The following is a 6101-nucleotide window of genomic DNA, read 5'->3' on the forward strand; positions in this document are numbered from 1 at the left end:
CCGGCCCGACCCCGATGGAGAGTGGAGATACATCTAGCGATTCCGCTGCAGCATGTCTAGATTCACACCATGTTCACCCTCAACGCCCTGGTGGCCGACACCTCGCTGCAGCTTCGCGTCCTGGTGCCCGGCAGCCCGGGCGCGCTGGACGAGCCGGTGGCCTGGGTGCACAACACCGAGCTGCCCGACCCCTCGGCGTACGTCAGGGAGAAGGAGCTCGTCCTGACCAACGGGCTGTGGACCGCCCAGGTGACGGCCGCCGAGTTCGTCGCGAACGTGAAACGCGCCAGGGCCGCGGGAATCGTGTTCGGCCTGCGGCGGGAGACGCCGCGCACGCCGCCGGACCTCGTCCGGGCCTGCACGGAGGCCGAGCTGCCCCTGCTGGAGATCGCGCAGGCGGTGCCCTTCACCGCGATCTCCCACTCGGTCTCCTCGCTCTACGCCGAGCAGCGCCAGCACGACCTCATCGGCATGGTGCGCCGCGGCGACGCGCTCGCCACGGCGATCTCCCGCGGAGCCGGCGCGTCCGGGGTGCTGCGCGTGCTGACGAAGGACCACGACCTGCCGCTCGCGGTGGTCGACCGGATGGGCCGGCTGCTCGCGACGACGGGCGCACGGCTCGACGACGGGCAGCTGCGGACCGTGGCGGCCGGAATCGCCCGGCACCCTCCGGCGCTGGAGCTCGACCTGGGCACAAGCCTGGCGGCCCTGTACCCCGTGGGCGCGGTGGGCGACATCGACGCGGCGCTCATCTGCCTGCGCCCGCTGTCCGGCCTGACCCCGGCCGAGCACGAGGCGTTGGAACAGGCCGCCAGGTTCCTCAGCCTGGAGGTGGCCAAGCAACAGGCCGTCCAGGCCATCGAGATGCGGTTCGCCGGCGAGCTGCTGGAGATGGTGCTGTCCGGCGGACGCGCGGCGGAGGTGGCCGGGCGGCTGCGGACGTTCGGCGTGGACCCGGAGCAGCCGCTGGCGGTGTGCTCGATCGCCCTCGCCGCGGAGGAGGCGGCCACGCCCCACGGGCTCGCCCAGGTGATCGGCGACTTCCTCGCCGCCGAGGGGGTGCTCGCCGTCGTGGCGGGCGGCACCCAGGACGTCGTCACCGTGCTCAACTGGCGCCGGCCGCAGCCGGAACTGTCCGTGCTGGCGGAACGGCTGGTCAAGGCCGTGGACAAGCGGTTTCCCGGACGGCGTCCCGTCGTCGGGCTCGGCGGGCTGGCCCCGCACTCGGGCGAGCTGCGCCGCCCTCTCATGCAGTCACGGGAGGCCTGCCGGGTCCTGCGCCGCACCCGCACCGGGCCAGCCGTACGCGGCTTCGCCGAGCTGGGCACGCACCGGCTCCTGCTCGGGCTCGTCGACCCGGACACCCTGCGCGCGTTCTCCCGCGATCTGCTGGGGCCCCTGCGCGAGCACGACGCCCGGCGCGGCGGCGACCTCGAGCCGACGCTGCGTGCCTTCCTCGATCACGACGGGCAGTGGGCGACGACGGCCGCCGCCCTGCACATCCACGTCAACACCCTGCGCAACCGGCTCGCCAAGGCGGCCGAGCTGACCGGCCGGGACGTCAGCCGCACCGAGGACCGGGTGGACCTGTTCCTCGCGCTGGCCATCGACGCCATGACCTGACCCGCCACCGGCCGTCAGACGGGGTAGACCTCCGGGTCGGCGTCGGGGGGCTGCGGACTGCGGGTCGGCAGGGCGGCATCGGCGGCGGCGTCCCCGGCCACGTCCCGGCACCGGGCGAACCGGACGTCCCCGCACTCGAGCGCGTACTCGACGAACCGGCGCAACGCCTCGGCCCGCCCGGGGCGGCCCGACAGGAAGGGATGCGCGCACAGGTTGAACAGGCACCTGTAGCGGCGCATCCCGTCCAGCTCGGACCGCCACAGCTCCAGCACTTTCGCCGGTGACTCGATGACCGAGCCGATGTGCGGTTCCGGCAGGTAGGCGTACTGCTCCCAGTCGTCGAGCGACCAGTGGACGGGCAGCTCGACGATGTCGCCCGACCGCGTCGCGACCCGGTAGGGACGGTCGTCGCCCATCAGCGAGGAGTCGTAGCGCAGGCCGTGCTCGGCGACCAGGTCAGCCGTCTGCCACGACGCCTCCCACAGCGCCGCCCGGTGCCCCGAGATCTCGATGCCCTGGCCGGCGAAGACGGCCAGGGCGCGCTCGAAGTCCGCGCGTTCCTCCTCCGGGGTCATCGACGTGGGCGGGCGGTGACTGTAGGAGTGGTGGGCCACCTCGTGCCCGCGCTCGACGATCGACGCGGCCAGGCCGGGCCGCCGCTCGGCCACCCAGCCCGGCACGAAGAACGTGGCCGGGACGCCGAGGTCGTCCAGCATCGCGAGGATGCGCGGCAGTCCCACCTCCGGCCCGTACGCCTGGTGCGACATGGTGCTCGCGTGCCGGGCGTAGTGGCGGCCCTGGGCGAGGATCGGCGTCTCCGCGTCGACGTCGAACGTCAGCGTCACGACGGCCGCGGCACCATGGTGCCAGTTGTCGGTCATACCGCCACCTGCCTTCCGGCTCAGACCCGCGCCGCCTGCCGCCACCGGCGGGCGTTGCCCAGTGTGGCCATGGGCTGCAGCATCATATGGTCGAACTCCTCCAGCGGCAGCCCCTGGGCCAGCCGGCGGGGCAGGTCGGGGTTGGCCAGCGCGCCCCGTCCCACGGACACCAGGTCGGCGTGGCCGTCCGACAGCACCTGCGCGGCCTGGCCGAGGTCGTGCATGCCGCCGTTCGCGATGACGGGAAGGCCGGTCACCTGGCGGGCCAGGCCGGTGATCGTGACGCCGCCGTCGAGGCGCGCGGTCTCGATCCAGTCGCGTCCCTCGCTGGCGATGTGCAGGTAGCTCGCGCCGGCCTCGGCCAGGGCCGCGAAGATGACCTTCGCGTCGTGGGCGCCGCCCGGCCACCGGTGGACGAAGTCGTTCACCTTGGTCTGCGAGAGCCGGATGCCGACGCAGAAGTCCGCGCCCAGCTCGGCCCGGATGGCGGCCACCACCTCGGCGGCCAGGCGGACCCGGCTCGCCACGGGGCCTCCGTAGGAGTCCTCGCGCAGGTTGGTGTAGTCGGTGAGGAACTGGTCCACCAGGTAGCCGTTGGCGCCGTGCACCTCGACACCGTCGAAGCCCGCCTCCCGAGCCCGCACCGCCGACCGCACGAAACCGTCCACGGCCGTCTCGATGTCGGCCAGGGTCATGGCCCGAGGCGTCGGCCACCCTCCGCTGCCGCCGTACTCGGGCATCTTCACCCCGAGCGGAGGAACGGCCGACGGGCCCACCGTGTCGTCGCGGTAGCGGTTGCCCTGGGACAGGGCGCCGGCGTGCATCAGCTGCAGGACGATCCGCGACCCGGCGGAGTGCACCTGCTCGGTGATCCGCCGCCAGCCCGCCACGTGCCCGTCGGACACGATGCCCGGCTGGTTGAGGTAGCCCTGGCTGTAGAGGGTGTCGGTGTACGTGCCCTCGGTGATCAGCAGGCCGAAGCCGCCGCGGGCGTAGGCGGCGTAGTAGTCGGTCATCTCGGCGGAGGGGGTGCCGTCGGGCATGGCCGAGATGCGGGTCATGGGCGCGACCGCGAATCGGTTGGCCAGCGTGAGCCGCCCGAGGCGCTCGGGCCGCAGGGCGGGGTGGGCGGTGATGTCGTGGGTCATGGGAGTTCGCTCCTCGCATTCATGGTGCAGGTCAGGCCAGGACGTCGATCGCGAGCGGGGTCGGGTCGCCGCTGTTGATGTCCACGAGGTCCTGCGGGCAGGCGGACACGACGACCACGCAGTCCGTCTCCGCCCGGAACGTGATCGCGTCCCCCGGCCGGCTGGCCGCGGGCAGCCAGCGGAGCATCCCGTCCCCCTCCACGGGGATGCGCATGAACACGTTCACCGGCTGCGGGGTGAACGGGACGGACAGGCCCATGTCGGCGAGTGCCCGGTGGAGGTTGTCCGCGCACGAGGCGTGGAAGCCCTCGGCGCCCAGCGCGGCGTACCGTGCCGGGTCGCAGGCCGGGATCAGCATGTCGTGCCAGCCGGGGGAGGTGTCGGAGAGCAGGGTGAGGATCGGCCGCCGGCGGTCGGTCACGAACCGCTGCCCCACCGAGGGGAAGAGCCGGTCCGTGGCGCCGCGGGTGTGGGCGGCGCTCAGGTGCTCCGTCGTGGTCGCGGCGTCGTCGGCGACGAACGCGAAGACGTCACCCACCTGGCCGCCCTCCAGATCGACGACGCTCACCCGCTGCCCGGCGGCCACGCGCACGGCACGGCCTTCGCGAGCGGGGACGACCGTGCGCCTCTCCGTGGTCATGGATGTCATGGCGTCAGACAACCATCGCGAATGCCCCCGCGCCTATGGACGATCAACTAGTCAGTATCGGTTTGACTGGATATATCTCCAAGATCAGCGCGTGTTCGTGCGGGCTCTTCTACGTTCGCCTCATGGAGTCGCATCGCGCCGCCCGGGACGAACCCTTCGCTCTCGCGAGGTGGGGCGTGATCCTCCTCACCGGCGTGTGGAGCGTGCTGGCGCTCAACTGGGCAGTGGCTCCGGGCTCCGGATGGCTGTTGTCCGGCGGTGTGCTCCTGGGCGGGTGGCTCGTCATCGCGACGGTCTGGCTGGGCACGGTGGTCGCCGTGGCGCCGCGACGGCTGACGGCCGTCGTCGTCGTGCCGCCGCTCGCGGTGATCGCCACGATCTCCCTCATCGTGGCCGGCATCCCGAGGTACGCCGGATTCGTCGTCCACGAGGCCGAACTCGCCGCCTATGCCCGGTCGATCAGCGCGGGTACGGTCTCCGGCGGCGAACGGCGCATCGGCCCCTTCACCGTCCGAGACCCGAAGCGGCTGGCCGGCGGCGCCCGCTTCACCCTGGCGGACGGCGGCGGCATCCTCCTGGAGGAGGGGTACGCCTTCCTGCCGCACGGCGACACCGGAGACCTCGACGTCACCACCTCGGTCCACCTCTTCGGCCCCTGGCACCACTGGACGATCGACTACGACTGATCCCGTGGACCCGGCCGAACTCGGGGCTCAGGCCTTGCCGAACATCACGGCCGTCTTCCGCACGGCCCAGCCGGTCAGGAAGACGCCGAACACCGTCTCCCCGGCCCGCAGCCAGAGGGGAGTGGCCCCGTCCGCGTACATCACGATGCCCAGCCACATCACGCCGAATACGCCTACAAGGACGATTGCCGCCCAGTTCAACCCCCGCTGCCACATACGCGGAGTCTCGCACCTGGCGCTCCAAGGCGGGGTATGAGCAGAGTTGTCATCAGGTCACCGTCCGTGACTTTCCGGCGGAACGGCGCAGTGGACCGCAACGGACCTCAACCGGGCCGCAGAGGGTCTCAGTGGGAGAGCCTGCGGCCCGTCCCGACGCATCGGCGCAGCCGTAGGCCCCTGGCCCGGCCGGCGGACGAACCCTGCTCCAGGCAGGCGAGCAGCGCCGCGGCCGTGCGCGCGTCGGCCAGGATGCGGCTGACGGTCTCGCCGTCGCCCGGAAGCTGACCGTGCTCACCGAGCTCGTGCTTGACGAAGGCCAGCGGATCCGGAGCCCCGTCGGCCTCCGCCGCCACCGACGCGCGGGCGGCGGTGAGCAGGCGCAGGTAGTAGGTGCTCAGCATGGCCTCTCGCATGCGCGCCTGCTCCAGGTCGTCGATCAGAGTGCGGGCGACGCGCAGCAGGTCGGCAGCGTGAGTCGTCTCGTCGCTGAGGAAAGCACGGATGTCGTCGAACTCCGAGCGGGACATTGCGGACACCTCCGAGGTACGCAGACTGCTGCGTACCTACGTGGTACCCGGGAGCGATTGCGGACGGCTTGCTGTCGGCTTGCTGTCGGCCCAGGTGGGAGCGCCAGGTTTGGGGAACACGTGAGCAGGGAAGAACCTCCTGATTACCCGTGTGGCTCAAAGCAGCCTCCCAGGACTGCTAGAGTTGCTGCTGCAGGGCGGCCGGAGGCCACAGGGTCTCGGAGATGCCCGGCACAATCCTTCTCTTTCGAGCCTGACTGAGCGATTCGCATTCGCTCCGGCGGGTTGGTAAGTTAGACGGGTTGCCCCGGAGACGGGGCGGAGTTCGATTCTTGGAAGTCGATCCGGTTCGAGTCAATTTGACACGG

The 6101-nt window shown here is 71.7% G+C and carries 7 protein-coding genes; 2 read left to right on the forward strand and 5 right to left on the reverse strand.

Going from position 1 to position 6101, the window contains the following annotated elements; genetic code table 11:
* Positions 1–69 precede the first annotated feature (69 nt).
* Positions 70–1623: a PucR family transcriptional regulator gene (locus CXR44_RS24070; protein ID WP_101788347.1), complete on the forward strand. Its 1554-nt coding sequence runs from the start codon at positions 70–72 to the stop codon at positions 1621–1623.
* Positions 1624–1637: 14 nt separating this feature from the next.
* On the opposite strand, the gene CXR44_RS24075 is transcribed toward CXR44_RS24070, so the two are convergent.
* Genes CXR44_RS24075 through CXR44_RS24085 form a run of 3 tightly spaced genes read right to left on the reverse strand, consistent with a single transcriptional unit; the run spans position 1638 to position 4292 of the window.
* A complete protein-coding gene (locus tag CXR44_RS24075; RefSeq protein ID WP_101788348.1) occupies positions 1638–2504 on the reverse strand; it encodes a polysaccharide deacetylase family protein in 867 nt (288 codons plus the stop codon).
* Between the two features lie 20 nt (positions 2505–2524).
* On the reverse strand, positions 2525–3652 hold the full coding sequence (locus CXR44_RS24080) for an oxidoreductase (protein WP_101788349.1): 1128 nt from the start codon (positions 3650–3652) through the stop codon (positions 2525–2527).
* Positions 3653–3683: 31 nt separating this feature from the next.
* Positions 3684–4292, reverse strand: a complete 609-nt coding sequence (locus CXR44_RS24085; protein WP_219601966.1) for a DUF1989 domain-containing protein — start codon at positions 4290–4292, stop codon at positions 3684–3686.
* 131 nt (positions 4293–4423) lie between these two features.
* Between CXR44_RS24085 and CXR44_RS24090 the strand changes: the two genes are divergently transcribed.
* The gene (locus CXR44_RS24090; RefSeq protein WP_101788351.1) at positions 4424–4987 is read left to right on the forward strand and encodes a hypothetical protein; all 564 of its coding nucleotides are present in this window, start codon (positions 4424–4426) and stop codon (positions 4985–4987) included.
* 27 nt (positions 4988–5014) lie between these two features.
* On the opposite strand, the gene CXR44_RS41750 is transcribed toward CXR44_RS24090, so the two are convergent.
* Positions 5015–5149, reverse strand: a complete 135-nt coding sequence (locus CXR44_RS41750) for a hypothetical protein (protein ID WP_281260295.1) — start codon at positions 5147–5149, stop codon at positions 5015–5017.
* Between the two features lie 182 nt (positions 5150–5331).
* Complete coding sequence (locus CXR44_RS24100; RefSeq protein ID WP_101788353.1) at positions 5332–5733, reverse strand: hypothetical protein; 402 nt, start codon at positions 5731–5733, stop codon at positions 5332–5334.
* Between the last annotated feature and the right edge of the window lie 368 nt (positions 5734–6101).

Origin of the sequence: Nonomuraea indica (assembly GCF_002850745.1) — a bacterium.
GTDB classification, from domain to species: Bacteria; Actinomycetota; Actinomycetes; order Streptosporangiales; family Streptosporangiaceae; genus Nonomuraea; species Nonomuraea indica.

What these genes read in the sequence shown, in the direction of transcription:
- CXR44_RS24085 (WP_219601966.1), bottom strand. Translation starts at nt 4,292, where the DNA reads ATGACCACGGAGAGGCGCACGGTCGTCCCCGCTCGCGAAGGCCGTGCC.
- CXR44_RS24070 (WP_101788347.1), top strand. Translation starts at nt 70, where the DNA reads ATGTTCACCCTCAACGCCCTGGTGGCCGACACCTCGCTGCAGCTTCGC.
- CXR44_RS24080 (WP_101788349.1), bottom strand. Translation starts at nt 3,652, where the DNA reads ATGACCCACGACATCACCGCCCACCCCGCCCTGCGGCCCGAGCGCCTC.
- CXR44_RS24075 (WP_101788348.1), bottom strand. Translation starts at nt 2,504, where the DNA reads ATGACCGACAACTGGCACCATGGTGCCGCGGCCGTCGTGACGCTGACG.
- CXR44_RS24100 (WP_101788353.1), bottom strand. Translation starts at nt 5,733, where the DNA reads ATGTCCCGCTCGGAGTTCGACGACATCCGTGCTTTCCTCAGCGACGAG.
- CXR44_RS24090 (WP_101788351.1), top strand. Translation starts at nt 4,424, where the DNA reads ATGGAGTCGCATCGCGCCGCCCGGGACGAACCCTTCGCTCTCGCGAGG.